This window comes from Micromonospora inyonensis, from assembly GCF_900091415.1.
GTDB classification, from domain to species: domain Bacteria; phylum Actinomycetota; class Actinomycetes; order Mycobacteriales; family Micromonosporaceae; genus Micromonospora; species Micromonospora inyonensis.
The window spans coordinates 3,170,530-3,197,083 of record NZ_FMHU01000001.1; the positions used below are offsets into that span (position 1 = coordinate 3,170,530).

Annotated in this window: 23 protein-coding genes; 13 read left to right on the forward strand and 10 right to left on the reverse strand. The window is 72.6% G+C overall.

Translation table 11 applies throughout. The annotated features are described in order from the left end of the window. Positions 1 to 55: 55 nt before the first annotated feature. Positions 56 to 937 (forward strand): 4,5-DOPA-extradiol-dioxygenase, encoded by an 882-nt coding sequence (gene ygiD / locus GA0074694_RS14345; RefSeq protein WP_245714694.1) that lies wholly within the window; start codon positions 56 to 58, stop codon positions 935 to 937. Positions 938 to 1,019: 82 nt separating this feature from the next. Here ygiD and GA0074694_RS14350 read toward each other — a convergent pair whose 3' ends face one another. Both GA0074694_RS14350 and ilvD read right to left on the reverse strand, forming a co-directional pair. After that, positions 1,020 to 1,232: a hypothetical protein gene (locus GA0074694_RS14350; RefSeq protein WP_091458204.1), complete on the reverse strand. Its 213-nt coding sequence runs from the start codon at positions 1,230 to 1,232 to the stop codon at positions 1,020 to 1,022. Between the two features lie 89 nt (positions 1,233 to 1,321). Beyond that, entirely contained in the window at positions 1,322 to 3,169 is a 1,848-nt protein-coding gene (ilvD, locus tag GA0074694_RS14355; protein WP_091458205.1) for a dihydroxy-acid dehydratase, read from the reverse strand. Positions 3,170 to 3,298: 129 nt separating this feature from the next. Between ilvD and GA0074694_RS32910 the strand changes: the two genes are divergently transcribed. From GA0074694_RS32910 to ilvC, 4 genes are all read left to right on the forward strand, one after another. Beyond that, the gene (locus GA0074694_RS32910; protein ID WP_245714752.1) at positions 3,299 to 5,890 is read left to right on the forward strand and encodes a putative bifunctional diguanylate cyclase/phosphodiesterase; all 2,592 of its coding nucleotides are present in this window, start codon (positions 3,299 to 3,301) and stop codon (positions 5,888 to 5,890) included. A gap of 235 nt (positions 5,891 to 6,125) precedes the next feature. Continuing rightward, complete coding sequence (locus GA0074694_RS14370) at positions 6,126 to 7,982, forward strand: acetolactate synthase large subunit (protein ID WP_091458207.1); 1,857 nt, start codon at positions 6,126 to 6,128, stop codon at positions 7,980 to 7,982. A gap of 82 nt (positions 7,983 to 8,064) precedes the next feature. Next, the gene (ilvN, locus tag GA0074694_RS14375) at positions 8,065 to 8,580 is read left to right on the forward strand and encodes an acetolactate synthase small subunit (protein ID WP_091458210.1); all 516 of its coding nucleotides are present in this window, start codon (positions 8,065 to 8,067) and stop codon (positions 8,578 to 8,580) included. Positions 8,581 to 8,700: 120 nt separating this feature from the next. Further along, positions 8,701 to 9,714 carry a ketol-acid reductoisomerase gene (ilvC, locus tag GA0074694_RS14380; protein WP_091458212.1) on the forward strand — a complete coding sequence of 338 codons (1,014 nt, stop codon included), beginning with the start codon at positions 8,701 to 8,703 and terminating at the stop codon, positions 9,712 to 9,714. A 66-nt stretch (positions 9,715 to 9,780) separates the two neighbouring features. On the opposite strand, the gene GA0074694_RS14385 is transcribed toward ilvC, so the two are convergent. Then, positions 9,781 to 10,035 (reverse strand): hypothetical protein, encoded by a 255-nt coding sequence (locus GA0074694_RS14385; protein ID WP_091458214.1) that lies wholly within the window; start codon positions 10,033 to 10,035, stop codon positions 9,781 to 9,783. 348 nt (positions 10,036 to 10,383) lie between these two features. Between GA0074694_RS14385 and serA the strand changes: the two genes are divergently transcribed. Next, a complete protein-coding gene (gene serA, locus GA0074694_RS14390) occupies positions 10,384 to 11,979 on the forward strand; it encodes a phosphoglycerate dehydrogenase (protein ID WP_091458217.1) in 1,596 nt (531 codons plus the stop codon). 212 nt (positions 11,980 to 12,191) lie between these two features. On the opposite strand, the gene GA0074694_RS14395 is transcribed toward serA, so the two are convergent. Then, complete coding sequence (locus tag GA0074694_RS14395; RefSeq protein ID WP_091458219.1) at positions 12,192 to 12,593, reverse strand: hypothetical protein; 402 nt, start codon at positions 12,591 to 12,593, stop codon at positions 12,192 to 12,194. Between the two features lie 454 nt (positions 12,594 to 13,047). Beyond that, positions 13,048 to 13,887, reverse strand: coding sequence for an FAD:protein FMN transferase (locus tag GA0074694_RS14400; RefSeq protein WP_091458221.1), 840 nt, complete (start codon positions 13,885 to 13,887; stop codon positions 13,048 to 13,050). A gap of 220 nt (positions 13,888 to 14,107) precedes the next feature. Here GA0074694_RS14400 and GA0074694_RS14405 point away from each other — a divergent pair, with 220 nt between their 5' ends. Together GA0074694_RS14405 and GA0074694_RS14410 are read left to right on the forward strand one after the other, a co-directional pair. Then, positions 14,108 to 15,139: a 3-isopropylmalate dehydrogenase gene (locus GA0074694_RS14405; RefSeq protein ID WP_091458223.1), complete on the forward strand. Its 1,032-nt coding sequence runs from the start codon at positions 14,108 to 14,110 to the stop codon at positions 15,137 to 15,139. 222 nt (positions 15,140 to 15,361) lie between these two features. Further along, positions 15,362 to 16,459 (forward strand): branched-chain amino acid aminotransferase, encoded by a 1,098-nt coding sequence (locus GA0074694_RS14410; RefSeq protein WP_091458226.1) that lies wholly within the window; start codon positions 15,362 to 15,364, stop codon positions 16,457 to 16,459. A 271-nt stretch (positions 16,460 to 16,730) separates the two neighbouring features. Here GA0074694_RS14410 and GA0074694_RS14415 read toward each other — a convergent pair whose 3' ends face one another. The 4 genes from GA0074694_RS14415 to GA0074694_RS14430 form a co-directional block, all read right to left on the reverse strand. Next, on the reverse strand, positions 16,731 to 17,480 hold the full coding sequence (locus tag GA0074694_RS14415; protein ID WP_425413597.1) for a tyrosine-protein phosphatase: 750 nt from the start codon (positions 17,478 to 17,480) through the stop codon (positions 16,731 to 16,733). A gap of 49 nt (positions 17,481 to 17,529) precedes the next feature. Next, positions 17,530 to 17,985, reverse strand: coding sequence for a hypothetical protein (locus tag GA0074694_RS14420; RefSeq protein ID WP_091458230.1), 456 nt, complete (start codon positions 17,983 to 17,985; stop codon positions 17,530 to 17,532). A 239-nt stretch (positions 17,986 to 18,224) separates the two neighbouring features. Continuing rightward, complete coding sequence (ahpD, locus tag GA0074694_RS14425; protein ID WP_091458232.1) at positions 18,225 to 18,755, reverse strand: alkylhydroperoxidase, AhpD family; 531 nt, start codon at positions 18,753 to 18,755, stop codon at positions 18,225 to 18,227. Positions 18,756 to 18,758: 3 nt separating this feature from the next. Beyond that, positions 18,759 to 19,313 carry a peroxiredoxin gene (locus GA0074694_RS14430; RefSeq protein WP_091458234.1) on the reverse strand — a complete coding sequence of 185 codons (555 nt, stop codon included), beginning with the start codon at positions 19,311 to 19,313 and terminating at the stop codon, positions 18,759 to 18,761. Between the two features lie 341 nt (positions 19,314 to 19,654). Between GA0074694_RS14430 and cimA the strand changes: the two genes are divergently transcribed. Continuing rightward, the gene (gene cimA, locus GA0074694_RS14435) at positions 19,655 to 21,235 is read left to right on the forward strand and encodes a citramalate synthase (RefSeq protein WP_091458236.1); all 1,581 of its coding nucleotides are present in this window, start codon (positions 19,655 to 19,657) and stop codon (positions 21,233 to 21,235) included. Between the two features lie 48 nt (positions 21,236 to 21,283). On the opposite strand, the gene GA0074694_RS14440 is transcribed toward cimA, so the two are convergent. Continuing rightward, entirely contained in the window at positions 21,284 to 22,279 is a 996-nt protein-coding gene (locus tag GA0074694_RS14440) for an endonuclease/exonuclease/phosphatase family protein (protein ID WP_091458239.1), read from the reverse strand. 334 nt (positions 22,280 to 22,613) lie between these two features. Here GA0074694_RS14440 and GA0074694_RS14445 point away from each other — a divergent pair, with 334 nt between their 5' ends. From GA0074694_RS14445 to GA0074694_RS14460, 4 genes are all read left to right on the forward strand, one after another. Further along, positions 22,614 to 23,111, forward strand: a complete 498-nt coding sequence (locus GA0074694_RS14445; protein ID WP_091458241.1) for a hypothetical protein — start codon at positions 22,614 to 22,616, stop codon at positions 23,109 to 23,111. Between the two features lie 250 nt (positions 23,112 to 23,361). Beyond that, the gene (locus GA0074694_RS14450) at positions 23,362 to 24,411 is read left to right on the forward strand and encodes an AAA family ATPase (RefSeq protein ID WP_091459171.1); all 1,050 of its coding nucleotides are present in this window, start codon (positions 23,362 to 23,364) and stop codon (positions 24,409 to 24,411) included. Next, positions 24,408 to 25,499: a DUF58 domain-containing protein gene (locus GA0074694_RS14455; protein ID WP_091458243.1), complete on the forward strand. Its 1,092-nt coding sequence runs from the start codon at positions 24,408 to 24,410 to the stop codon at positions 25,497 to 25,499. The genes GA0074694_RS14450 and GA0074694_RS14455 overlap by 4 nt, the downstream gene beginning before the upstream one ends. Beyond that, positions 25,496 to 26,455 carry a VWA domain-containing protein gene (locus GA0074694_RS14460; protein WP_091458245.1) on the forward strand — a complete coding sequence of 320 codons (960 nt, stop codon included), beginning with the start codon at positions 25,496 to 25,498 and terminating at the stop codon, positions 26,453 to 26,455. The genes GA0074694_RS14455 and GA0074694_RS14460 overlap by 4 nt, the downstream gene beginning before the upstream one ends. The last annotated feature ends 99 nt before the right edge of the window (positions 26,456 to 26,554 follow it).

A 26,554-nucleotide genomic window follows, 5' to 3' on the forward strand; every position in this document is an offset into this window, starting at 1 on the left:
GCCCTGACGACAGGCTGCGACGAAGCCACCACGGGCATCGAGGAGGGCTCGGATCATGACGTCAGACCCGGTCAGGACCTCGGACGTCCTGATGCCGGCGGCCTTCTTCGGTCACGGCAGCCCGATGAACGCCCTGGAGGCCAACCGCTACACCGCGGCGTGGAAGGCTTTCGGCGAGACGGTGCCGCGACCCCGCGCGATCCTGGTGGTCAGCGCCCACTGGTACATCAACGCCACCGCCGTGACCGCGATGCCGAGGCCGCGCACCATTCACGACTTCTACGGCTTCCCGCGGGAACTGTTCGAGGTGCAGTACCCCGCACCCGGGCTGCCGGAGTTGGCCACCGAGGTCAGCGACGTCGTCCACCCGACGTGGGTGGGGGCGGACGTCGACAGTTGGGGCATCGACCACGGCACGTGGTCCGTGCTCGTGCACGCCTTTCCCGACGCGTCCATCCCGGTCGTCCAGCTCAGCATCAACGCCGCCAAGCCGCTGGACTACCACCTGGAACTGGGTGCGAAGCTGGCTCCCCTGCGCGAGCGGGGAGTGCTCATCGTCGCCAGCGGCAACGTGGTGCACAACCTGCGCGGCATGGACTGGACGCTCGCCGACGCCGGCTACGACTGGGCTCAGCGGTTCGACGAGGACGCCAAGAGCCGCATGCTCACCGACCCGACCGAGTTCGCGACCCTCGACGCCCACCGCGACTACGGCCTCGCGGTGCCCACCCCCGACCACTTCATTCCCGCGCTGTACCTCGCCGGCCTCGCCGGAGCCGCCGACGCGCCGGCCACCGAGATCCTTGTCGACGGCTACGCGTACGGGTCGCTGTCGATGACGGCGTACGCCCTCGGACTCACCGCGCGGAGCCGCCCCGACGGTGCCGGCTCCCCGCAACCGCCGGCCGACCTGCCTCCCGAGGCGTCCAACATCTGACCGAGCCCCGATCCACCGAGCTGGGAGTCCGGCTCGGACCCCGACAAGGTCGCGGCATCGACAGGCGGGGCGTGATGGCGTGTCAGGCGAATGCGGCCGTGTGGACGACGCCCGCGTGCAGGGGCAGCGGTACCGCGCCGATGCTCGCGTCCAGGTGCGGCAGCGCGGTCAACGCGAGCGCCGGCGACGGCAGCACGGCCAGACCCACGGCGGCCACCGTGTCGGCCAGGTCGCCGTCGTTCGCGTACTCCCGGCTCTCGGTCGCCGCGTCCCGGCAACCGCCTGGGCGTGCCATCGGAGGGTGTTTGCAGGGGACCCCTGCTCGTCAAAAAACGGTAGGAAGGGTCCCCTGCAAACACCTGAGCGGGCGCCGGCCGCCCGGCGCTACTCCGGCACGCGGCGGTACGCGCCGTCGCTGGCCGAGGTCGCCATCGAGGCGTACGCCCGCAGCGCGGCGGAGACCGGACGCTCCCGGTCAACCGGCGTGTACGGCTTGTCGCGCTTCTCCTGGGCGATGCGTCGGGCTGCCAGCACGTCCTCGGGTACGTCGAGGGAGATCGACCGGCCCGGGATGTCGATGACGATCTCGTCGCCCGGCTCGACCAGCGCGATGAGCCCACCGGAGGCGGCCTCGGGGGAGACATGCCCGATCGACAGGCCGGAGGTGCCGCCGGAGAACCGGCCGTCGGTGAGCAGCGCACAGGACCGACCGAGCCCGCGTCCCTTGAGGAACGAGGTGGGGTAGAGCATCTCCTGCATGCCCGGCCCGCCCCGGGGGCCCTCGTACCGGATCACCACCACGTCCCCGGCGACGACCTCCTTGGCGAGGATCGCCGTCACCGCGTCGTCCTGCGACTCGTAGACCTTCGCCGGCCCCCGGAAGGTCAGGCACTCCTCGGGCACCCCGGCGGTCTTCACCACGCAGCCGTCCGGAGCGAGGTTGCCGTGCAGGATGGCCAGGCCGCCGTCGGCGGAGTACGCGTTCGCGCGGTCCCGGATGCAGCCGCCGGCCGCGTCGGTGTCCAGGGTGGACCAGCGGTTGGTGGTGGAGAACGGCTCGGTGGTGCGGACGCCCCCGGGCGCGGCGTGGAACAGCTCGACCGCCTCCGGTTTCGGCGAGCGCCCCCGTACGTCCCAGTCGGCCAGCCAGCGCTCCAGCGAGGGCGAGTGCACCGACGAGACGTCCCGGTGCAGCAGGCCGGCGCGGTCCAGCTCACCGAGGATGGCCGGGATGCCGCCGGCCCGGTGCACGTCCTCCATGTGGTACTGCGGCGAGTTCGGGGCGACCTTGGCCAGGCAGGGCACCCGCCGGGAGATCGCGTCGATGTCGGCGACGTCGAAGTCCAGTTCCGCCTCGCGGGCGGCGGCGAGCAGGTGCAGGATCGTGTTGGTCGAGCCCCCCATCGCCACGTCCAGCGCGACGGCGTTCTCGAACGCCGACCGGTTGGCGATCGCCCGGGGCAGCACCGAGGCGTCGTCCCCCTCGTACCAGCGCTTGGCGATCTCCACGACGGTGCGGCCGGCCTCGACGAAGAGGGACCGGCGCGAGGCGTGGGTGGCCAGCGTCGAGCCGTTGCCGGGCAGGGCCAGCCCGATCGCCTCGGTGAGGCAGTTCATCGAGTTGGCGGTGAACATGCCGGAGCAGGAGCCGCAGGTCGGGCAGGCGGAGCGTTCGATCTCGCCGAGCTGGTCCTCGGTGACGGCCTCGTTCGACGAGGCGATCATCGCGTCGATCAGGTCGATCTTCGAGTGCACGATCCCCTCGATCGCCACCGTCTTGCCGGCCTCCATCGGGCCGCCGGAGACGAAGACGGTCGGGATGTTCAGCCGCAACGCGGCCAGCAACATGCCCGGGGTGATCTTGTCGCAGTTCGAGATGCAGACCAGGGCGTCCGCGCAGTGCGCGTTGACCATGTACTCGACCGCGTCGGCGATCAGCTCCCGGCTGGGCAGCGAGTAGAGCATCCCGCCGTGCCCCATGGCGATGCCGTCGTCCACCGCGATGGTGTTGAACTCCCGCCCCACCCCGCCGGCCTCGGCGACCGCCTCGGCGACCAGGCCGCCGAGGTCCTTGAGGTGGACGTGTCCGGGTACGAACTGGGTGAAACTGTTGGCGATGGCGACGATCGGCTTGCCGAAGTCGTCGTCGGTCATCCCGGTGGCCCGCCACAGGGCCCGGGCGCCGGCCATCGTCCGACCGTGGGTGGAGGTCCTCGACCGCAGCTCAGGCATGGGGTCAAGTGTGGCACCACCGGCCCGGTCCGTCGGCGGCGATCAGGCCGTGTCCCAACAGATGCACACCCCGCCCCCCGCGCCCGCGTGCCGTCCGGCAGAGTTGACCCTGTGCAGTTCTCCCCGGTCATGATCGCGGTTGCGACGCTGAGCGGGCTCGGGGCGACAGCGGCCACCTGTCTGCTGTTCGTCTCGGTCCGGCACCGGAGCGGCGGCTACCGACAGGCCCACCTGCTGCTGGCCGCCGGCGCCGCGGTCGCGACGCTCAGCCTGGCCACCGGGCTGCTCGCCGCCGCCGTCCACGGGTCCCACCCGGGGGAACGGACAGGCTGGGCGACCGCGGTCTCGATCGGCATCGCGGTGAGCGGCTTCCTGGGCTGCGCCGGGCTGCTCCGGATGCCCGGGGTCGTCGGATCGCCGTCCGGGGCGGTCCGGCTGCTCCTCGACGGGGTGATCACGGCGGCGGCGTTCTGGTTCGTCGGCTGGGTGCTCTTCTCCGAGCCGACCCGCCTGCTCGGTGACGCGACGCACCTGACCTGCGCGCCGATCCTGTTCGCCACGGTCAGCGCGGCCCTCGCCGCCGGGCTGAACGCGGTCGTCGCCGCCCGCGCGCCCCGCCCCCGGGCCCGCCTGGCCGGGCTCTGCTGCGGCGTCACCAACACGGTCTTCGGCGGGTTGGGGGTGGCCGGCGGACTCTGCGGGGGCGGCACCCGGCTGGCCCTCGCCGGTGCGGTGCTGCTCGCCGTCGGGCTGCTCAGCGCCGGGCTCGCCGTGCACACCACCGACCCGCCCGGCCAGGTCGCGGCCGACCTGATCCGCCGGGACAGCGAGTACGCCTTCATCCCGATGATCGCCATGGCCGCGTCGGCGGCGTACCACCTCCTCCAGGACGGCCGCTTCGACGCCTTCGCGATCACCGCCGGCAGCCTCGAGGGCTTCGCGCTGGTCACCCGCCAGTACCTCACCCTGCACGACATGCGCGGGTACGCCGCCCGGCTGGCCGAGCGGGAGGCGCACTTCCGTGAACTGGCCCACACCGATCCACTGACCGGGCTGGCGAACCGGCGAGGGCTGCTGCGTGCGCTGGCGTCCGCCGTCGCCGGCCGTGAGCCGGTGGCGCTGCTCGGTCTCGACCTGGACGGGTTCAAGCACGTCAACGACATGCGGGGGCACGACGTCGGTGACGCGGTGCTCGCCGAGGTGGGGCGGCGGCTGCGCGCCCACCAGGGCCCCGGTGACCTCCCCGCCCGACTCGGCGGGGACGAGTTCGCGGTGCTGACCCACCGGAGCCCGCAGGATGTCGACCGCCTCGCCCGGGAACTGCTACACGCGTTGGGCGAGGCGTACGAGCAGCCGGACGGGCCGGTCTTCCTCTCGGTGAGCGTCGGTGTGGCCGGACGGGGCGACCCGGACGGCGCGGCTGTTCCCGACCGGCCGGACGACGCCGCTGTTCCCCAGCAGGCCGACCGGCCGGACGGCGCGGCCGGGCCGGAGCAGGCCGACCGGTCGCCCGGCGAGGCGGGCCCGGACGGCACGCCGGTGCCGCGCCACGTCGACGAGTCGGACGTCGAGGTGCTGCTGCGCCACGCCGACCTGGCGTTGCGCCACGCCAAGCAGCAGGGCAAGAACCGGGTCGAGCGGTACGACGCCACGTACGAACGGATGCTGCGTCGCCGGACGACGGTGGAGCACGAGCTGCGCGGGGCGATCGGGCGCGGCGAGCTGCGCCTGGCGTTCCAGCCGGTGGCCTCCCTGCCGTCGGTGCGTCCGGTCGGGGCGGAGGCGCTGCTGCGCTGGCACCACCCGCAGCTGGGCAGCGTCCGCCCGGACGAGTTCATCCCGCTCGCCGAGGAGTGCGGCATGATCGCCGCGCTCGGCGCGTGGGTGCTCGACCAGGCATGCCTCCAGCTGTCCCGCTGGCTGGCCGACGGTCACGACGTCTGGGTGTCGGTGAACGTCTCCCCCCGGGAACTGCACGCCGAGGCGTACGTCGCCCAGGTCGCCGAGGCGCTGCGGGCGCACCGGGTGCCGCCGCAACGGCTGGTGCTGGAGGTGACCGAGCACACGGTGGCGACCGACGTCGACGAGCTGATCCGGCGGTTGACCGCGCTGCGGCGTACCGGGGTGCGGATCGCCCTGGACGACTTCGGGGCCGGGTACTCGTCCCTGGGGCAGCTCCGCCGGCTGCCGATCGACATCCTCAAGATCGACCACAGTCTGGTCGCCGAGCACGAGCCGGTCACTCCGGTGGACCGGGACGGGCCGCCGTTCGCGCCGATGGTCGACGTCGTGATGCGGCTGGGCCACCAGCTCGGCCTGGAGGTGATCGCCGAGGGGGTCACCTCGCCGACCGAACTGGCCGCGGTGGTCGCCGCCGGCTGCCGGTTCGGGCAGGGGGCGCTCTTCGGTTGGGGCGTACCGGCGGAGCACCTGGAGGCGATGCTCGACGCCGCGACCCTGGCGCGGCCGGCCCCGGTCACCGGCGCAGACCCGGCGGAGAGCCGGCCGTCGGAGCCGACCGCCGCACCGCCCCCGGCACCGCGCGCCGGGACGGCACCGCCCCCGGCACCGCGCGCCGTTCCCGCGTCGCCCCCGGCACCGCGCGCCGTCCCGGCATCCCTGCCGGAGGGTGCGTCCGACCAGATCGCCAACGACGTGGCGTCGACGCAGGTCGGGCCGGGTGTGGCGCCGGACATACGCGGTGGCGCGGCACACCGTTGACCAGTATCTGAGACCAGTTGACTCATCGCGTGAGATGCGTCAGGCTGTCCCCATGCCGTCGTTCCGCTTCCCGCGAGTACTTACCTGAGCGCACTCTCCTCCTCGTGAGAGTGCGCTGGCCCCGTGCGTGTCTGCACGTGGGCCGTTTTTGTTGCCGTTGGACCCATCGGGGCGGGCCCCGCCCGCGTTGCACTGCTTGACGAGCCACTCACCCGAGCCGAAGGTCAGAACCGCCATGACGAGACCCACGCCAGAGACCCTCGCCCACTCCACTCGGCGAGCCCGCACGAGCGCCGAGCCCGCCACCGACCGCGTCGCCGTTCCGGCGGTACCCGCTCCGGTCACCCCCCTCGAGGTCTCCGGTGCCGGTTCGCTGGTGCGCTCGCTCGAGGCGCTCGGCGTCGACGTGGTGTTCGGCATCCCCGGCGGGGCGATCCTGCCGGCGTACGACCCGCTCTACGACTCCCGCGTCCGGCACATCCTGGTCCGGCACGAGCAGGGCGCGGGGCACGCGGCGACCGGGTACGCGCAGGCCACCGGCCGGGTCGGGGTGTGCATGGCGACCTCCGGCCCCGGCGCGACGAACCTGGTCACCCCGATCGCCGACGCGTACATGGACTCGGTGCCGCTGGTGGCGATCACCGGCCAGGTGCCGCGCCCGGCGATCGGCACGGACGCCTTCCAGGAGGCGGACATCCAGGGCATCACGCTGCCGATCACCAAGCACAACTTCCTCGTGCAGACCCCCGAGGAGATCCCGCAGGTGCTGGCCGAGGCGTTCCACCTGGCCGCCACCGGGCGTCCCGGGCCGGTGCTGGTCGACATCCCCAAGGACGTCCTCCAGGCACAGACCACGTTCAACTGGCCGCCCACCCTCGACCTGCCCGGCTACCGGCCGACCCTGCACCCGCACGGCAAGCAGATCCGGGAGGCGGCCCGGCTGATGACCGGCTCCCGCCGGCCGGTGCTCTACGTCGGCGGCGGCGTGCTCAAGGCCGGGGCCACCGAGGGGCTGCGCCGGCTCGCCGAGCTGACCGGCATCCCGGTGGTCACCACGCTGATGGCGCGCGGGGCGTTCCCCGACTCGCACGCCCAGCACCTGGGCATGCCCGGCATGCACGGCACGGTCGCCGCGGTGTATGCGTTGCAGAAGTCGGACCTGATCGTGGCGCTGGGGGCGCGCTTCGACGACCGGGTGACCGGCCGGCTGGACTCGTTCGCCCCCGGCGCGACCGTGGTGCACGCCGACATCGACCCGGCCGAGATCGGCAAGAGCCGGACGGCGGACGTGCCGATCGTCGGTGACGCCCGGCAGGTGATCGACGAGCTGATCGGGGCGGTCACCGTCGAGCACGCCGCCGGTCGGACGGCGGACCTGACCGACTGGTGGGCGCAGCTCGACGACCTGCGCGAGCGCTACCCGCTCGGCTACGACGAGCCCGTCGACGGCACCCTCGCCCCGCAGTACGTGATCAAGCGGCTCGGCGAGGTCGTCGGCCCGGACGCGATCTACGTGGCCGGCGTCGGGCAGCACCAGATGTGGGCGGCCCAGTTCATCTCGTACGAGAAGCCGTACACCTGGTTGAACTCCGGCGGTGCCGGCACGATGGGGTACGCCGTCCCGGCCGCGATGGGCGCGAAGGTCGGCAAGCCGGACACGGTGGTCTGGGCGGTCGACGGCGACGGTTGTTTCCAGATGACCAACCAGGAGCTGGCCACCTGTGCCCTGGAGGGCATCCCGGTCAAGATCGCGATCATCAACAACGGCAACCTGGGCATGGTGCGGCAGTGGCAGACCCTCTTCTACGGGGAGCGCTACTCCAACACCGATCTGGGCACCCACAAGCACCGCATCCCGGACTTCGTCAAGCTGGCCGAGGCGCTCGGCTGCGTCGGCCTGCGCTGTGAGAACGCCGCCGACGTGGACAAGACCATCGAGGCCGCGATGGCGATCGACGACGCGCCGGTGGTGATCGACTTCGTGGTCGGCAAGGACGCGATGGTCTGGCCGATGGTCGCCGCCGGCACCAGCAACGACGAGATCATGTTCGCCCGTGGCGTCCGCCCGGTCTTCGACGAGGACGACGTCTGACCATGGGTGGACGAGGCGGACGAATCAGCAGACGCAGTCGGATGTCGCGCCCCGGCGCGACCGAGCGAAGCGAGGCCGTGGCATGAACCTGCACACGCTGTCGGTTCTGGTGGAGAACAAGCCGGGCGTACTGGCCCGGGTCTCCGGGCTCTTCTCCCGGCGTGGGTTCAACATCGACAGCCTCGCCGTCGGCGAGACGGAGAACCCGGACGTCTCCCGGATCACCATCGTGGTCAACGCCGAGTCCTCGCCGCTGGAGCAGGTCACCAAGCAGCTCAACAAGCTGGTCAACGTGCTCAAGATCGTCGAGCTGGACCCGCAGGTCTCGGTCGCCCGGGAACTCCTGCTGGTCAAGGTGCGCGCCGACCGCGCGGCCCGGAGCCAGGTGCTGGAGACGGTGAACCTCTTCCGCGCCCGGGTGGTCGACGTCGCCCCGGACACGCTGACCATCGAGGCGACCGGCACCCCCGACAAGCTGGACGCCCTTCTGCGTGACCTCGAACCCTTCGGCATCAAGGAGATGGTCCAGTCGGGCACGGTGGCGATCGGGCGCGGTTCGCGCTCCATCACCGTCGGTCCGTCGCTGCGGGCCGCCTGACCCGACCGATGAGCGTCGCGAGTCGCCGGAACCCGACCGGACCGGCGTCGCGCGCCGCGGAAACCCAGCCGCACCGACCACGACGGGCCGACCGGGCCGTCGTACGAAAGGGAAGTTCTCATGAGCGTTGAGGTGTTCTACGACGACGACGCCGACCTGAGCCTGATCCAGGGCAAGAAGGTCGCGGTCATCGGCTACGGCAGCCAGGGCCACGCGCACGCGCTGTCGCTGCGTGACTCGGGCGTCGACGTGGTGATCGGTCTGCCCGAGGGCTCGAAGAGCCGGGCCAAGGCCGAGGAGCAGGGGCTGCGGGTGCTCACCCCGGCGGAGGCGTCGGCCGAGGCCGACGTGATCATGATCCTCGCCCCGGACACCGCGCAGCGCAAGCTCTACGCCGAGTCGATCGCCCCGAACCTGACCGCCGGCAAGGCCCTCTTCTTCGGCCACGGCTTCAACATCCGGTACGGGCTGATCAAGCCCCCGGCCGACGTCGACGTGGCGATGGTCGCCCCGAAGGGCCCGGGTCACCTGGTCCGCCGCCAGTACGTCGACGGCAAGGGCGTGCCCTGCCTGGTCGCCGTCGAGCAGGACCCCTCGGGCAACGCGCTCGCCCTGGCCCTGTCGTACGCGAAGGGCATCGGTGGCAGCCGGGCCGGCGTGATCAGGACCACCTTCAAGGAGGAGACCGAGACCGACCTCTTCGGCGAGCAGGCGGTGCTCTGCGGTGGCGCGTCCGCGCTGGTGCAGACCGGTTTCGAGGTGCTCACCGAGGCCGGGTACGCGCCCGAGGTGGCCTACTTCGAGTGCCTGCACGAGCTGAAGCTCATCGTCGACCTGATGTACGAGGGCGGCATCGCCCGGATGCGCTACAGCATCTCCGACACCGCCGAGTACGGCGACCTGTCCCGGGGGCCGCGGGTGGTCGACGCCCGGGTCAAGGAGGAGATGCGCAAGATCCTCTCCGAGGTCCAGTCCGGCGAGTTCGCCCGCGAGTGGATCGCCGAGGACGACGCGGGCCGCCCGAACTACCGCAAGTGGCAGGCCGAGGGCGCGGCGCACCCGATCGAGGAGACCGGCCAGAAGCTGCGCGGCATGATGAGCTGGGTCGACCGTCCGCTCACCGAGACCGCCTGACCCGGTCGGGGCGTACCGACGCGGCCCGTGGCCGACGCCTCCCCGGCGTCCGGCCACGGGCCGCCGTCATGTCGCGGCCCGCTCCACGGTGCCCGGCAGCGAGGCAGGCCAGACCACCGGAGCAGCCACCGGGCCCGCCGGAGGCTGGACAACCGCCGGTAGCGCCACCGGGGCCGCAGCCGCGCGCCGGGCGGTCGCGCCGGGCAGCACACTCAGGTGGTGGGACCGGGTGATCAACGCCTCGGTCAGCCGTGGACCCCGGCGTGGAGGCCGGCGTCCGGCCGGTGGGCGTGGCAGCGCGATCCGGACGACGAGCGGCATCGGCGACTCCCGCCCCGTATGGGTGCGGTCTCCCCTTGTGGCCGGCCGCGGCCAGCGGTTGAACGGACGATGCCGGACGGGTGAGGCGTTCCGGTGCTCGCGTCGAATCCGCACGTTCGGTCGAGAACCGTCTCATGGCCGGCTGGTGTGTGAGGGCCCTCACCCCGCTACCTGGGACGGCCGTGGTGGGCGGCGGCCTACCATCGCGGGTAGGTGTTCCCGGCATCCGCACGCCATCGCGGTGGGTGCTGCCGGCACCCGCACGGCCCATGGCCCCGGTCAAGCACAGGGCGCAGCGCGGCGTCCCGTCGAGGTAGCCGACCGCCCTGACGATATCTACGAGGACCGATGAATCCTGTCGTACTGATCGCCGAAGAACTCGCTCCCGCCGCCATCGAGGTGCTCGCCCACGACTTCGACGTACGTCACGTCGACGGCACCGACCGTCCGGCGCTGCTCTCCGCCCTCGCCGAGGCCGACGCGGTGATCGTGCGCAGTGCCACCCAGATCGACGCGGAGGCCGTCGCCGCCGCACCCCGCCTCAAGGTGGTCGCCCGCGCGGGCGTCGGTCTGGACAACGTCGAGGTGCCCGCCGCCACCGCCCGGGGCGTGATGGTGGTCAACGCGCCCACCTCGAACATCGTCTCCGCCGCCGAGCAGGCCGTCGCCCTGCTGCTGGCCGTGGCCCGCAACACCGCCAGCGCCAGCGCCGCGCTCAAGGCGGGGGAGTGGAAGCGGTCCAGGTACACCGGCGTCGAGATCCAGGGCAAGACCGTCGGCGTGGTCGGCCTGGGCCGTATCGGCGTCCTGTTCGCGTCCCGCATCGCCGCCTTCGGCACCCGGCTGATCGCGTACGACCCCTACATCCAGCCGGCCCGCGCGGCCCAGCTCGGGGTCCGCCTGGTCGGACTGGAGGAGCTGCTGCGGGAGAGCGACTTCATCTCGATCCACCTGCCGAAGACGCCGGAGACGGTCGGCCTGATCGGCGAGAAGGAACTGGCGATCGTCAAGCCGGGCGTACGGATCGTCAACGCCGCCCGGGGTGGCCTGGTCGACGAGCAGGCCCTCGCGGACGCCATCGCCGAGGGCCGGGTCGCCGGTGCCGGTGTCGACGTCTACGCCAAGGAGCCCTGCACCTCCTCGCCGCTGTTCGCCTTCGACAACGTGGTGGCCACCCCGCACCTGGGCGCCTCCACCCACGAGGCGCAGGACAAGGCCGGTCTCGCGGTGGCCAAGAGCGTCAAGCTCGCCCTCCAGGGCGAGTTCGTGCCGGACGCGGTGAACGTCCAGGCCGGCGGCGTGGTCGCCGAGGACGTCCGGCCGCTGCTGCCGCTGGCCGAGAAGCTCGGTCGGGCGTTCACCGCCGTGGCCGGCGGGGTGGCCGCCAGTGTCACCGTCGAGGTGCGCGGCGAGATCGCCAACCACGACGTCTCGGTGCTCAAGCTCGCCGCGACCAAGGGGCTGTTCAGCTCGGTCGTCGAGGAGCAGGTCACCTACGTCAACGCCCCGCACCTCGCCGCCGAGCGCGGCGTCGAGGTCACCCTGACCAGCCAGGCCGAGGCCGACCAGCCGACCCTGGTCTCCGTCCGGGGCGCGCTGCCCGACGGCCGTACGGTCAGCGTCTCGGGCACCGTCGCCAGCAGTGGCGGACGCGACGTCATCAAGCTGACCGAGGTCGACGGATTCGACGTGGAGATCGGCGCGGAGGGCATCCTGCTCTTCCTCCGCTACGTCGACCGTCCCGGCGTGGTCGGCACCGTCGGTACCCTGCTCGGCGAGGCCGGCATCAACATCGCGGCCATGCAGGTGGCCCGTCGCGAGGCCGGTGGCGAGACGCTGATGACGCTCACCGTCGACCAGGCCCTCGGCGCGGACCTGCTCACCTCGGCCGCCGAGTCGATCGGCGCGACCGCCGCCTCCGCCGCCGACCTGCGCGACGAGTAGTCCCACACCCCGTACGGCACCGGGGCCCGGCCAGCGACGGCCGGGCCCCGGTGCCGTCGTCGGGCCCGCGCGTTCCCGGCCCGGACGTCCCGGCGGGTCGGTGCCCGTTCCCGGCCCGGACGTCCCGGCGGGTCGGTGCCCGTTCCCGGCCCGGACGTCCCGGCGGGTCGGTGCCCGCTCCCGGTCACCAGGGCGTCCCCCGGTGACCGGCCCTAGACGACGCGGGTGCCGTGGGGCGCGGGAGCGGACCCGCGGTGCACGGGGGAAGGGACGGTCGCGGGCGGCGGGTAGACGGAGCCGTCCTGGGGGTCGAAGAGCATCAGGTTGTTCTCGGCGGCCAGCCGTTCGATGTCCAGGAGGACCTGGTCCTCACAGGTCGGATAGAGGTACATCGCCACGTGGTCGGCGGCGGCGTGCAACGGCGTCACCTCCCACGGCGATCCCGGCCCGGGACGGTCCGGGTAGCTGGCGGTGATCGCCCGGTAGAAGGCGACCACCCGGGGGTCGGGATAGCTCTCGACGTGCTGTCCCTGACGGCACCGTTGCACGGCCGCCCGCACGTCGGCGGGGGAGGCCCCTTCCGGTAGGGCCCACACGCTCAGATCGAAACTCACGGCGGACAGCGTGCCATCCGGTCGACGCGCCGTGTCACCGACCCCGTTGGACCGTCCGGAGGGGAAGCCGCAGCGTCGTACCGGGACGGTCCGCTGTGGAGGCCCTTGCGGCGGTCCACGGGAGTTCGCTAGCGTACACGTGCGGTTACTGAACGAACTCGCGGCGTCGACCTGTCTTCGGGTGACGGTGTCCGGCGTCCGACCTTTCGGTTCCGCACCCCTCGGATGCGCGAGCCACGCGCACTCGTCGCTGACCGGCTCCCACCGTCGTTGCCGCGACCGTGGGAGCCGATCGCGTTTCTCCCCGGTCCGCGTCCCCTGACCCCGCCGTGCCCAGCGAGTCGTGCTGGAGCCGTCGGCGGGTCAGTGGCGGTGGGTGAGGCGGGTTCAGTGCCGGTGGCCGAGGCGGGTCAGTGCCGGTGCCTGCGGCGGGCGTGCCCGTGGCCGAGGCGGGTCAGTGCCGGTGGCCGAAGAGCGGCCGGTAGTGCGACCCGTCGGCGAACCAGGCCAGCCCCGCCGGGCCGGCGGCGTAGAGGGCGGTGGCGTACGCGTCCGCGACCGTCAGGTCCGGCCCCACCACGGTGGCGGCGGTCATCTGGCGGGCCGGCTCCCCGGTGTGCGGGTCCACCACGTGGTCGCGCCGGCCGCTGACCCCGGAGGTGCCGATCGCGCCGGCGGTCATCTCCAGCACCAGCGGGGCGTGTTCGCCGTCCGGGTGGTGCACCGCCACCCGCCACGGTCCGCCGTGCGGGGCGTGGCCCCGGACGACCAAATCCGCACCGGCGACCACGGCGTAGTCGTGCACCCCGGCGGCGCGTAACCGGGCGGCGGCCCGCTCCACCGCCCACCCGCCGAGCAGGCCACCCGGGTCGAAGCCGCCGGGCACCGCCCAGGCGTCGAACCAGCCGTCGGTCGCGGCCCGCATCGCGGTGCAGCGGTTGACCAGGTCGGCCAGGGGCGCGTACGACTCGGTGCCGATCTCGCCCCGACGCAGCCGGGAGACCAGGCTCTGCGGTCGACCGGGCCCGTAGGTCAGGTCGACGGCGCGCAGCTCGGCGACGGCGTCGCGCAGCGCCTCGCCGACCCCCCGCCGCCCGAGCCAGTCGGGGGCGTTCAGGACGAGGGTGTACTCACCGGTCGAGGTGCGCACGGTGTGCGTGACGGTGAGCCGGTCGGTGGCCACCCCACCCCAGCGGTCGAGCAGGCCGCGACCGCCGAGCCGCAGGTCGGGACGGCGGCTGACGTGGGTGGGTCGGTCCACCCACCGCGTCCGCGTCTGTTCCTCGATGCGCATGTGCCTGCTCCCTCCGGACGGTGCCGCGCCGTCGCCGACCCTCCGTCACGGGCCCCCGTGACCCGCGCGAACCCCACCCTAGGGGGCCGAGGTGACTGGACCATGAATGTCACCTGGAAAGCTGCTGTGCATCTCCATATCCCATATCCTGGGCGTAACGTACCGGGAGGCGGGACGGCGTCGTAACGTACGAGTTCAACGGTGAGCTGAGGAGTGGAACGTGACGCGGATCGCGGTGGTGGCCGGGGACGGGATCGGGCCCGAGGTGGTCACGCAGGCCCGTAAGGTCATCGACGCCGTCCTCCCCGGGGTGGAGGCCACCGGGTACGACCTCGGCGCCGCCCGTTACCACCGCACCGGCGAGGTGCTGCCGGACTCGGTCCTGACCGAGCTGGCCGGGCACGACGCGATCCTGCTCGGCGCGGTCGGCGACCCGACCGTCCCGCCGGGTGTGCTGGAGCGCGGCCTGCTTCTCAAGCTCCGTTTCGCCTTCGACCAGTACGTCAACCTCCGTCCGTCCCGCCTCTGGCCGGGCGTCACCGGGCCGCTCGCCACGGTCAAGCCGGGCGAGGTCGACCTGGTGGTGGTCCGGGAGGGCACCGAGGGGCTCTACGCCGGCGCGGGCGGCTCGCTGCACCGGGACACCGCCGCCGAGGTGGCCACCGAGGAGAGCCTGAACACGCGGCACGGCGTGGAACGGGTGATCCGGGACGCCTTCGCCCGCGCGGGCCGCCGGGAACGGCGCAAGGTCACCCTGGTGCACAAGACCAATGTGCTCACCCACGCCGGCTCGCTCTGGGCCCGTGCCTTCGCGGCGGTCGCCGCCGAGCACCCCGACGTGACCACCGAGTACCAGCACGTCGACGCCGCCGCGATGTTCCTGGTGACGCAACCGCAGCGGTACGACGTGGTGGTCACCGACAACCTCTTCGGGGACATCCTGACCGACATCGCCGCCGCCGTCACCGGCGGGATCGGGCTGGCCGCCAGCGGCTGCATCAACCCGGAGGGCCGTTACCCCTCGATGTTCGAGCCGGTGCACGGCTCGGCCCCGGACATCGCCGGTAAGGGCGTCGCCGACCCGGTGGCCGCCGTGCTCTCCGCCGCGCTGCTGCTGGAACAGCTCGGCCACGCCGACGCCGCCAGCCGGGTCACCGAGGCCGTAGCCAGCGAACTGGCGAACCGGGCGCCGGGCGTACCGCTGCGCACCGACGAGGTGGGCGACCGCCTGGCCGAGTACGCGGCCGGCTGACCGCTCGCACAGTCCGTTACCCGGACGCTGGTTGCAGGGGGCCCCTCCTACCGTCTCGTGATGAGGAGGGGTCCCCTGCAACCAGGCCCGGCGTCACGCAACGTAGCGCCGGGGCGTTGGTCGGCCCTCCCGCTGAACGGCCGTTCGGGGTAAGTTCCACAACACCAGTCCTTCGGCGTGCGCTCCAGCGCGCCGTGACGTCGTCCCAGGGAGGTCAGCGCGATGAGCGGTGGTGACAAGCTCGAATTCGAGATCCGTCGGAACCCCGCGCCCGTATCCGCCGCCGACCGGGCCGCGCTGCTGGTCGACCCCGGTTTCGGCCGGGTCTTCACCGATCACATGGTCACGATCCGCTATGCGGAGGGCAAGGGCTGGTACGACGCCCGGGTCGAGGCACGCGCCCCGATCCCGATGGACCCGGCCAGCGCCGTGCTGCACTACGCGCAGGAGATCTTCGAAGGGCTCAAGGCGTACCGCACCGCCGACGGCGGGGTGACGCTGTTCCGTCCGGAGGCCAATGCCGACCGGTTCGTCGCCTCGGCCGAGCGGCTGGCGATGCCGCCGCTGCCGCCGGAGGCGTTCCTCGACTCGCTGCACCGGCTGATCGAGATCGACCGGGAGTGGATCCCGACCGGCGAGGACGGCAGTCTCTACCTGCGACCGTTCATGTTCGCCAGTGAGGTCTTCCTCGGTGTCCGGCCGGCCCGGGAGTACCTCTACGTCCTGATCGCCGCCCCGGTCGGGGCGTACTTCTCCGGCGGGGTCAAGCCGGTGAAGGTCTGGATCTCCCCGGACTACACCCGGGCCGCGCCGGGCGGCACCGGCGCGGCGAAGTGCGGCGGCAACTACGCGGCCTCGCTGGCGGCCCAGGCCGAGGCGATCGAGCACGGCTGCGACCAGGTGGTCTTCCTGGACGCGGTCGAGCGGCGCTTCGTCGACGAGCTGGGCGGCATGAACGTCTTCTTCGTCTACGACGACAGCACGCTGGTGACCCCGCCGCTGACCGGCAGCATCCTGCCCGGCATCACCCGGGAGTCGGTGCTGACCCTGGCCGCCGAGGCGGGACTGACCGTGCAGGAGCGGTCGGTCAGCTTCGCCGACTGGCAGGCCGACGCGGTGAGCGGGCGGTTGCGTGAGGTCTTCGCCTGTGGCACGGCCGCCGTGATCACGCCGATCGGGCACGTCCGCTTCCCCGACGGCGAGTTCCCCATCGGGGCGGGCAGGCCCGGCCGGGTCACCATGGAGCTGCGCCAACAGCTCGTCGACCTCCAGCGCGGCGTCACCGCCGACCCGCACGGCTGGGTCCACCGGGTGCTCTGACCCGTCAGGGGGTCGTGACCCCTCCACGTCGGCGTCCCGGGATGATGTCCACTATCGGACATCACCCCGGGATGTCGTTGTTTCAGCCGGTGGAGGCGCTGATCACAGTCGGTGACCGGCGCGTCGGACTACCGGAGGTCATCCATGTTGACCTATCTTGCTGACGCAGAACCTTTGGTGCGTCATAGGGAGTCAGCATGTCGGCAGTTGTCGGTCACCGCGTGAGCCACCGCCGGTCCTGGGCGGGCCCCCGGCGGCTCCACCCGGCGGGTTACTCCAGCAGGTGAGTCCGGAGCGCGTCGAGCTGCGCGTCGGTCAGTCCGGCGTGGCGGAGGTACCCCTCGACCGATCCGTGCCGTCCGCGCAGCTCGTCGAGGAAGAGCGGCATCGTCTCGGCCGGTGAGGAGAGGAACGGTGCGGGCGGGTCCTCCGCGTCCGGGTTGCTGGCGGCGAGCCAGGCGCTGAACCGGGCCGACGCCTCGGTGCTCAGCGCGTAGTCGGCGGCGATGTCCGCGTCGCTCACCCCGAGCACCGACAGGGTCAGCGCACAGACGATGCCGGTGCGGTCCTTGCCGGCCACGCAGTGCACCACGACCGGGGCGTTCTCGGCGTCGGCGATCAGCCCGACCGCCTCGCCCAGCCCGGCCGCGCCGGTGGTGGCGAGGGCGACGTACCGGTCGACCAGGAAGCCGGCCAGGCTGGTCTCCGGGTCGTACATCTGCTCCCCCCACGACCGGTGCTCGGGGTGGATGTGGCGGTAGGTGAGCCCGTCGTACGCCGGCACCCGGCCGTGGCGGGTCACCTCGGTCGGTCGGCGCAGGTCGATCACCGTCCGGACGCCGAGTGCGGTGAACGCCGCCCGGTCGGTCTCGTCGACACGGTGCAGGGAGTCGGAACGGTAGAGCCGGCCCCACCGTACGGTGCGTCCGTCGTGGCTCCGGTAGCCGCCGACGTCGCGGAAGTTGAACATCGCGGAGAAGGGGATTCGTCGATTGACCTGAGAGGTGTCCACACCCGACACGGTAACGGCCGGCGGGGCGGAACCCCACCGGCCGTCACGTCGTGGTCACCTACCGGGCGGTGCCCGGTGGCACGGGCGCGTACGTGTCGTCGTAGTAGCCGCCCAGCCGGTCCCGGTATGCCGGGTCGGTGTCGGTCTCGTCGTACTCCGGCGCGGCCTTGACCTGGTCGCGGCTCCGGTCGACGGACACCGTACGGGCGTCGTGGTCGACGTGGTTGACCGTGCCGGCCGGGAGCATCACCTTCCGGCCGAAGATCCATGGGCCGGTGTCCACCACCAGGTAGCTGGCGTTGACCTCGTGGCTCGCCTCGTCGATCTTCCCGATCGACCCGTCGGTCGCCTCGACCTTGTAGCCGGCCAGGTCGGCGTCGGTGACCCCGGCCTCGTCGCGGTAGCGCCAGGGGTCGAACGCCCCTGCGGGTGCGCCACCGGCGAACCCGCCCTGTCCGTCGTCGGTCACCGGCTTCGGTGAGGCGTGCGCCGCACCCGGATCGAGCCTGTCCATTCCGCCGCCCTCCTGCCTCGACTGCGTCGTATCGCGGAGACTGTTCCCGTCAGGGCTCTTCGTACCCCCTGGTCGCGGTCGCACACCCGACCGCCGTGACCGGTCCCGTGGGCGCGCGGTGGGGCGGCGGTACGAGCGGATCGGCCGGCGGCGCGAACCGGAGGACCCGGAGACGACGCGGCCGGGGCCGTCCAGCGATCGGACGGCCCCGGCCGGAGTCCCGGGCGGACGCGGGGGCGTCAGCCCAGCGCGGCCTCGGCGTCGAGCGCCACCGCGGCGGCGTGCACCACGGCGGCGATGCGCAGCCCCTCGTGCACCTGCTCCCGGGTGAACCCGGACCCGCGCAGGGTCTTCTCGTGCGACTCCAGGCACACCCCGCACCCGGTGATCGCCGACACCGCCAGGCACCAGAGTTCGAAGTCGCCCTTGTCCACACCGGGCCTCGCGATGATCTGCATCCGCAGCCGGGCCGGGATCGAGGCGTACGACTCGTCACCGATCAGGTGCTTGGACCGGTAGTAGATGTTGTTCATCGCCATGATGGTGGCCGCGCCCTTGGCGGCCTCGACCGCCTCCGGCTTGAGGTGGTCGGCCGCCTCGGCCGCGATCTCGCGCAGCACCACCGGGTTGCGGGCGGCCACCGCGCAGGCCAGCGCGGTACCCCAGGCCTGGACCGGGCTCAGCGTCGAGGTGCCGACCGTGGACCCGAGGTTGAGCTTGATGTCCTTGGCGTACTCCGGCAGAGCCGCCTTGACGGCGTCGAGGCCCATCGGTCAGGCCCCGGCCAGCAGCGTGGTGGCGTCGAGGGTGCCGCCGCCCTTGTTCCAGTTGCACGGGCACAGTTCGTCGGTCTGCAGGGCGTCGAGCACCCGCAGCACCTCGGAGACGTTCCGGCCCACGGAGCCGGCGGTGACCATGGCGAACTGGATCTCGTTGTTCGGGTCGACGATGAAGGTGGCGCGCTGGGCCACGCCGTCCTCGCCGAGCACACCGCAGGCCTCGGACAGCTCGCGCTTGATGTCGCTGAGCATCGGGAAGGGCAGCTCACGCAGGTCCGGGTGGTCCTTGCGCCAGGCGTAGTGGACGAACTCGTTGTCGATCGAGACGCCGAGAACCTGCGCGTCGCGGTCGGCGAACTCGCCGTTCAGCCGGCCGAACTCGGCGATCTCGGTCGGGCAGATGAAGGTGAAGTCCTTCGGCCAGAAGAAGACGACCCGCCACTGGCCCTGGTGCGACTTGTGGTTGATCGTCTCGAACGCCTTGTCCGCCTCCAGGGAGACGCAGGCGGTGAGTTCGTACTCCGGGAAGCGGTCACCGACAGTGAGCACAGGTCCTCCTTGACGTGTGGCGCAGGGCCGTAACTGGACTGGTTCCAGATTGTGTCGCAGTCGCAAGTCCGGTGGCCGGCGGCCGGGCCACCTGTGAAGTCGATCACCGATCGATGCCCCGATCAGGCATGGGGCGGTCGCCCGCCGGAACGACCCGCCGCCACCGGCCGTCCCGCGATGTGGATTCTGCCTCCCAGATTCGGCTCGCAGGTGGCAGAGTACGGACTGTGACCAGGACCGCCCTGATTATTGGCACCTAGCGCGCCGGCGACCCTCCGCCGAGCGCGCAGACCTCCCGCATCCCGCGGGGGGTCTTTTTGTTGGTTCCAGAAAGGTCTCCCATGACGTACCAGGTCTACGACACGACGTTGCGCGATGGTGCCCAGCGCGAGGGAATCAGCTACTCCGTGGTCGACAAGCTCGGGGTGGCCCGGCTGCTCGACGAGTTCGGCGTCGGCTTCATCGAGGGCGGCTGGCCGGGCGCGGTGCCCAAGGACACCGAGTTCTTCCGCCGGGCCCGCACCGAACTCGACCTGCGTCACGCCCTGCTGGTCGCGTTCGGCGCCACCCGCCGCGCCGGGGTCGCGGTCGGCGACGACCCGCAGGTCCGTGCGCTGCTCGACGCCGAGACCCCGGCGATCGCGCTGGTCGCCAAGGCGGACCTGCGGCACGTCGAACGGGCGCTGCGGACCACGCCGGCCGAGAACCTCGCCATGATCCGGGACACCGTGGCCCACCTGGTCGCCGAGGGACGCCGGGTCTTCGTCGACGGGGAGCACTTCTTCGACGGGTACCGCGCCGACCCGGCGTACGGCGCGGCGGTGGTGGAGACCGCCCTCGACGCCGGGGCCGAGGTGATGGTGCTCTGCGACACCAACGGCGGCATGCTGCCCTCCCAGGTCACCGCCGCCATCGTCGACCTGACCGCCCGCACCGGGGTCGGCCCGGAGCGGCTCGGCATCCACTGCCAGAACGACACCGCCTGCGCGGTCGCCAACACCGTCGCCGCCGTCGAGGCCGGGGTCCGGCACTTCCAGGGCACCGCCAACGGCTACGGCGAACGCCCCGGCAACGCCGACCTCTTCGCGGTCGTCGCCAACCTCCAGCTCAAGCTCGGGATCCCCGTCCTACCGGACGGGTGTCTCGAACAGATGGTGCGCGTCTCGCACGCCATCGCCGAGATCGCCAACATCGCCCCCGACACCCACCAGGCGTACGTCGGGGCCGCCGCCTTCGCCCACAAGGCGGGGCTGCACGCGAGCGCGATCAAAGTGGATCCGCTGCTCTACAACCACGTGGACCCCGCCGTGGTGGGGAACGACATGCGGATCCTGGTCACCGAGATGGCCGGCCGGGCCAGCATCGAGCTCAAGAGCCGCGAGCTCGGGCTGGACCTGGCCGGCCGTCCGGAGACGCTGTCCCGGGTCACCAACCGGGTCAAGGAACTGGAGGCCGGCGGCTGGTCGTTCGAGGCCGCGGACGCCTCCTTCGAGCTGCTGGTCCGTTCCGAGCTGCCCGACCACTCCCCGGCGAAGCCGTTCACCCTGGAGTCGTACCGGGTGATCGTCGAACACCGGGAGGACGGCGCGGTCGTCTCCGAGGCGACGGTGAAGATCCGGGTACGGGGAGAGCGGGTGATCGCCACCGCCGAGGGGAACGGCCCGGTCAACGCCCTGGACGAGGCGCTGCGGGTCGGGTTGGCCCGGCACTACCCGGAGCTGCGCGACTTCGGGCTGGCCGACTACAAGGTGCGCATCCTGGAGGGGAGCCAGGGCACCGGCGCGGTCACCCGGGTGCTGGTGGAGACGACCGGTGCCGGCCGGGACTGGACCACCGTCGGCGTGCATCCCAACGTCGTCGAGGCGAGCTGGCACGCCCTGGTCGACGCCCTGACCTACGGTCTCGACCGCGCACACGCCTGACCCCGTGCCGGGCCGGGACGCTACGGCCACCCGCGGCCAGCGGCCGGTTCAGGCGGTGCGGCCGGGCAGGCGGAGTTCGGCCAGGACGGTGCGGTGGTCGCTGCCCGGCAGCGGGCGCACCGCCACCGAGCGGACCGCGATCCGCCGGTCGACCAGCACGTGGTCGATGGCGACCGGCGGGATCGGGTCCCCGTCGTACGGGCCCCACGTGCCGGTCAGCCCGGCACCGACCGCGTCGGCCGCGTCGACGTACCCGGTGTCCAGCAGGTCCCGCAGCGGCGCGTGGTCCAGGGTGGCGTTGAAGTCCCCGGCGAGGACGGACAGCTGCCCGTCCGGGGTGGCCGGGGGCTGGGCGGCGAGGTTGGTCCGCCAGTCCGGGACCACCGACGGCGCGTACGGGGCCGCCGGGTGGACCGACTCGACCCGTACCGGGGGCGCGCCGGCCACGGTGAGGGTGCCGTACGCCTGGCTGAAGCCGAAGCCGACGTTGCGCCGGATGCCGACCTCGGTGAGCGGGAAGCGCGCGTAGAGCCCGGAGCCGGTGGTGCCCACCTCGGGGTTGAGCTGCCGGTACGGCAGCAGCCCGGTCAGGCCGAGCCGGTCGAGTTCGGCCTGCGCGTCGGGGGTGAACTCCTGCACCGCCAGCACGTCCACGCGCCCGTCGCGCACCAGGTCGACCAGCCGCCCGGTGTCGCCCGCGCCGGCCAGCAGGTTGGCCGTGAGCACCCGGAGCGTCGGTCCGTCGGCGGCCGGTTGGCCGGTGGGCAGGACCCGGGGCGTGACCACGATCGCCAGGGCCAGCGCGGTCAGGGCCGCGACCACCGCGGGGCCGCGTCGCCGCAGGGCGAGCGCCAGCACCAGGGGCAGCACGCTTCCGACCGCCACGTACGGCGTGAAGGCCACCGCCTGCACCAGCGCGCTCCGTTCCAGCCCGGGCAGGCGGACGGCGGCGAAAGCGAGCCCCGGTGTGACGGCGAGCCAGCAGAGCAGGGTGCCCTGGCGTCGTGACCCGGTCGTCGGTCGGCCCTCGGCGCCTGTGGTCATCCCGACACGGTAGCCGCCCTCGTTCCGCGCCCGGTCACCGCGTGGTTTCGTGAACGGTTCTTCGTTTCGCCATCTGCTGTCCGCAGGGGGCCGGAAAAGCATCCAAACTCATGGTCAAGTATTGACCAGGCACATTTTGCGGTGCTACTTTCCTCTGTGGCTAGAGCCGATACTCTCCGTAGTTTGACCAGGTCAGTGCTGGCGTAAACCCGAGAAATCTTGCCCGGTCGGGACTGCCTTGCGCTGTTTTCCCGGCCCTCTGATACGGCAATAATCCGTTCCATGAATTGTGGAGCGGCTCTACTCGCCTCGCTTGAAGCAAGGGAGATCTGTCATGGCCAAAATGTTCTCACGTAAGGCGGTCGCGGTGACGCTCGCCGTGTTGGGGCTCAGCCTGGCCGGAGGGGGGATCGCCGCCGCCCAGCCCAACGAGGGCAACGGCGCCCAGCCGGTGGCACGGCAGGGGCAGCAGCCGCCGCTGTCGCCGGAGTCGGCCCGGAAGGCGCAGGAGGCGCTGAAGCAGGACGCGGGAACCCTCGCCACCACCGTCTCCTTCGCCGTCGTGGAGTCCAGCGGGCTCCTGGCCCGCGGGCAGGACGTGGTCTCGGTGACCCGGTACGGCCCCGGCCAGTACGAGGTGCTGTTCAACCGGGTCGTCTCCCGAGGTGCCTACGTGGCCACCCTCGGCAACTCCGGGGACTGCTGCATCCCCGGCGCCGGTGAGATCTCGGTGGCGCCCCGGCTGGGCACCACGACCGGGGTCTTCGTCCAGACCCGCAACTCCAGCGGCACCGCCGCCGACCGGTCCTTCCACCTGCACGTGGCGGGCTGACCCCGGTACGGCGTCGGGTGGCCGGTCGGCCATCCGACCGGCGCCGGCCCCCGTGCGCCACGGGGGCCGGCGCCGCCGGCTGTCGGAAGGGGCCACCGCTGTCGGGACGGGCCGTCCGCTGCCGGAAGGGGCCGTCGGCTGCCGGGGAGGGCCACGGGTCGGCGAAGCTTGTCCCGTTCGAGAGGGAAAAGCGAGGTTAGCGGCTCAAATTCCGACGTTTGTCGTGGCGGTGCCCCGGGAAGCAAGCACCGTGACGGACATCTCGGACACCCTGGCCAGCGTGCCCAGCCCGGACGATCCCCCCGCGCCCGGCATCGAGTTGGAACAGATCCTCCACGAGGTCAAACGTGTGATCGTCGGGCAGGACCGACTCGTCGAGCGCCTGCTCACCGCGCTCGTCGCGGACGGGCACTGTCTGCTCGAAGGTGTGCCGGGCGTAGCCAAGACCCTGGCCGCGCAGACCCTCGCCACCGTGGTCGGTGGCACGTTCTCCCGGATCCAGTTCACCCCCGACCTCGTCCCCTCGGACATCGTCGGCACCCGGATCTACCGGGCGTCCCGGGAGACCTTCGACGTCGAACTCGGCCCGATCATGGCCAACCTGGTGCTCGCGGACGAGATCAACCGCGCGCCGGCCAAGGTGCAGTCGGCGCTGCTGGAGGCGATGGCCGAACGGCAGGTCTCCATCGGCGGGCGCAGCTTCGGCGTACCCGACCCGTTCCTGGTGCTCGCCACCCAGAACCCGATCGAGTCCGAGGGCGTGTATCCGCTGCCCGAGGCACAGCGGGACCGGTTCCTGATGAAGGTGGTCGTCGACTACCCGGACGACGCCGACGAACTGGCCATCCTCTACCGGATGAGCACCTCCCGGCCGCGTCCCCACCGGGTGCTCGACCCCGACCGGCTGCGCACCCTCCAGGCCCGCGCCCGGGACGTCTTCGTGCACCACGCCCTCGCCGAGTACGTCGTCCGGCTCATTCTCGCCACCCGCGACCCGGGACGCTTCGGCCTGCCGGGGCTCGCCCCCATGCTGTCGTACGGCGCGAGCCCCCGCGCCACCCTCGGCCTGGTCGCCGCCGCCCGGGCCCAGGCCCTGCTGCGCGGTCGCGGGTACGTCGTCCCCGAGGACGTCCGGGAGCTGGCGGTGGACGTGCTCGCCCACCGCCTGGTGCTCTCCTTCGACGCGGTCGCCGACGGGGTGTCCGCCGAGGCGCTGGTCCACCGGCTCGTCGAGGCCGTACCCCCGCCCCGGATCGCACCCGACCGCCGACCGGTCGCCCCCGACCTGGCGGCGGCATGAGGAGGGTCCGCCGCCCACCGCTGCCGGCCGGTTCCGCGCAGCGCGACCCGGGTCTGGCCGAGCTGACCCCGGACCAGCGACTGCGCCGGCTGGAGCTGACCGTCACCCGCCGGCTGGACGGACTGCTGCACGGCCAGCACCGGGGCCTCTTCCCCGGGCCGGGCAGCGAGGCCGCCGGCAGCCGGGAGTACCGGCCCGGCGAGGACGAGGTACGCCGGATGGACTGGGCGGTGACCGCCCGCACCGCCGTGCCGCACGTGCGGGAGGTCGACGCCGACCGGGAACTGACCACCTGGCTGCTGGTGGACGCCAGCCCGAGCATGGAGTTCGGCACCGCCGACCTCGACAAGCGGGAACTGGCGGTGGCGGCGGTCGCGGCGGTCGGGTTCCTCACCGCCGGTGCCGGCAACCGGCTCGGCGCCCAGGTGCTCACCCGTGACGGGGTACGCCGGTTTCCTGCCCGGGGTGGACGCCGGCACCTGGTCAACCTGCTCCGGACGCTGCTCACCACCCCGCGCGGCGACCGGGCCGCCGCCGTACCGGATCCGTCCGGGCGACCCTCCACGGCCGCCGGCGTGCCGTCCGACACCGGGCCCGCCGGTGCGGCCGACGCCGTCTCCCTGGCCGGGGCGCTGGCCTCGGTGCACCGCCTCGCCCCCCGTCGAGGGCTGGTCGTCGTGGTCTCCGACTTCCTCGACGCCCTCCCCGACGACCCGTGGGCCGAGGCCGGGTGGGAAGCGGCGTTGCGCCGGCTCGCCGTCCGGCACCAGGTGCTCGCCGTCGAGGTGACCGACCCGCGCGAGCTGGAACTGCCGGACGTCGGACTGATCACCCTGGTCGACCCGGAGACCGGACGGCGTCGCGAGGTGTGGACCGGCGACCCGGTGCTGCGGGAGCGGTTCGCCCGGGCGGCGACCGCCCAGCGGGAGCAGGTCCGCCGGGCGCTGCGCCGGTGTGGGGCGGCACACCTGGCGCTGCGGACCGACCGGGACTGGGGTGCGGACATCGTCCGGCACGTGCACGCCCAGCGCCGGCTGGCTCTCGCCCCGGCAGCCCGCGGCGTCCCGACCGGCGGAGGTGGCGTGTGACCTGGCAGTCCCCGGTCCGGCTCTGGCTGCTGCTCGGCGTGCTCGCGCTCGTCGTCGCGTACGTCCTGGCGCAGCGCCGGCACAGCCGTTACGCCGTACGGTTCACCAACCTGCGCCTGCTCGACCGGGTCGCGCCGCAGCGGCCGACCTGGCGGAGGCACCTGCCCGCCGGGCTCTTCCTGGCCATGCTGGCGTTGCTGGTGGTCGGCTTCGCCCGGCCGACCGCCGAGGTCCGGGTACCCCGGGAACGGGCCACCGTGATGGTGGCGGTGGACGTCTCCACCTCGATGCTCGCCACCGACGTCGAACCGGACCGGTTGACCGCCGCGAAGCACGCGGCCCGGCGGTTCGTCGACGGCCTGCCCGAGGAGTTCAACGTCGGGTTGGTCGCCTTCGCCGGCAGTGCCGCCGTGCTGGTCCCGCCCGGCACCGACCGGGAGGCGCTGCACGAGGGGATCGAACGACTGGTGGAAGGGGCGACCGGGGTCCAGGGCACCGCGATCGGCGAGGCGATCAACACTTCCCTCGGCGCGGTCCGGGCGCTGGACAGCCAGGCGGCGAAGGACCCGCCGCCGGCCCGGATCATCCTGCTCTCCGACGGGGCGAACACCTCGGGCAAGGACCCGATCGAGGCCGCCGGCGACGCGGTCACGGCCAAGGTGCCGGTGCACACCATCTCGTTCGGCACCCCGAGCGGCTTCGTGGACCGGGGCGGACGGCCCATCCAGGTGCCGGTCGACGGCCAGACCCTGCGCGCGGTCGCCGAGGAGACCGGCGGCGGCTTCCACGAGGCCAGCACGAGCGACGAACTGCGCGCCGTCTACGAGGACATCGGCACCTCGGTCGGGTACCGGACGGTGCGGCAGGACGTGTCGGCCCGCTTCATCGGGCTCGGGTTGATCCTCGCCATGGGCGCGGCGGCCGGCTCGATGCGGTGGTTCTCCCGACTGCCCTGACCGGTCCGCACCGCCGTGCCGGACGCAGCGGTGCAACGGCACAGGCGGCGGGTGGTGCCGGTGCGACGTGCCGGACACAACGGCGCACAGGCGGCGGGC

Coding starts and splice junctions, on each gene's coding strand:
- ilvN (WP_091458210.1), top strand. CDS start 8,065: ATGAACCTGCACACGCTGTCGGTTCTGGTGGAGAACAAGCCGGGCGTA.
- GA0074694_RS14410 (WP_091458226.1), top strand. CDS start 15,362: ATGAGCGGTGGTGACAAGCTCGAATTCGAGATCCGTCGGAACCCCGCG.
- ygiD (WP_245714694.1), top strand. CDS start 56: ATGACGTCAGACCCGGTCAGGACCTCGGACGTCCTGATGCCGGCGGCC.
- GA0074694_RS14400 (WP_091458221.1), bottom strand. CDS start 13,887: ATGCGCATCGAGGAACAGACGCGGACGCGGTGGGTGGACCGACCCACC.
- GA0074694_RS14440 (WP_091458239.1), bottom strand. CDS start 22,279: ATGACCACAGGCGCCGAGGGCCGACCGACGACCGGGTCACGACGCCAG.
- GA0074694_RS14455 (WP_091458243.1), top strand. CDS start 24,408: ATGAGGAGGGTCCGCCGCCCACCGCTGCCGGCCGGTTCCGCGCAGCGC.
- GA0074694_RS14385 (WP_091458214.1), bottom strand. CDS start 10,035: ATGCCGCTCGTCGTCCGGATCGCGCTGCCACGCCCACCGGCCGGACGC.
- GA0074694_RS14420 (WP_091458230.1), bottom strand. CDS start 17,985: ATGGACAGGCTCGATCCGGGTGCGGCGCACGCCTCACCGAAGCCGGTG.
- GA0074694_RS14370 (WP_091458207.1), top strand. CDS start 6,126: ATGACGAGACCCACGCCAGAGACCCTCGCCCACTCCACTCGGCGAGCC.
- GA0074694_RS32910 (WP_245714752.1), top strand. CDS start 3,299: ATGATCGCGGTTGCGACGCTGAGCGGGCTCGGGGCGACAGCGGCCACC.
- ilvD (WP_091458205.1), bottom strand. CDS start 3,169: ATGCCTGAGCTGCGGTCGAGGACCTCCACCCACGGTCGGACGATGGCC.
- GA0074694_RS14445 (WP_091458241.1), top strand. CDS start 22,614: ATGGCCAAAATGTTCTCACGTAAGGCGGTCGCGGTGACGCTCGCCGTG.
- GA0074694_RS14350 (WP_091458204.1), bottom strand. CDS start 1,232: ATGGCACGCCCAGGCGGTTGCCGGGACGCGGCGACCGAGAGCCGGGAG.
- ilvC (WP_091458212.1), top strand. CDS start 8,701: ATGAGCGTTGAGGTGTTCTACGACGACGACGCCGACCTGAGCCTGATC.
- serA (WP_091458217.1), top strand. CDS start 10,384: ATGAATCCTGTCGTACTGATCGCCGAAGAACTCGCTCCCGCCGCCATC.
- ahpD (WP_091458232.1), bottom strand. CDS start 18,755: ATGGGCCTCGACGCCGTCAAGGCGGCTCTGCCGGAGTACGCCAAGGAC.
- cimA (WP_091458236.1), top strand. CDS start 19,655: ATGACGTACCAGGTCTACGACACGACGTTGCGCGATGGTGCCCAGCGC.